Below are 240 nucleotides of genomic sequence, written 5' to 3' on the forward strand. Positions count from 1 at the left end.
AAAAAATGGGCGCTCGAACTATGTCGATGCGCCCTCCCAAAACAGTGCAAATTATCAACAGTTCGTCAGTTCAAGCTCACTTCTACATCCGATTTAATGGTACTGGAGCACGCCAGCACAAAGCCATTAGCTTTCTCTTCTTCAGTCAATGTTTCATAGCTGGTAGAGTCTACTTGTCCAACTTTCACCTTACATTTACATGAGCCACAAATACCACTACGTCAAGCTGCAATAACCGGT

Annotated in this window: 1 protein-coding gene; it reads right to left on the minus strand. The window is 43.8% G+C overall.

What is annotated here, in order from left to right; translation table 11 throughout:
- Positions 1-65 precede the first annotated feature (65 nt).
- Positions 66-212: a 2Fe-2S iron-sulfur cluster-binding protein gene (locus tag AYW75_RS19255; RefSeq protein ID WP_407943043.1), complete on the minus strand. Its 147-nt coding sequence runs from the start codon at positions 210-212 to the stop codon at positions 66-68.
- Positions 213-240: the final 28 nt, after the last annotated feature.

Source organism: Marinomonas atlantica, assembly GCF_001639725.1.
Classification (GTDB): domain Bacteria; phylum Pseudomonadota; class Gammaproteobacteria; order Pseudomonadales; family Marinomonadaceae; genus Marinomonas; species Marinomonas atlantica.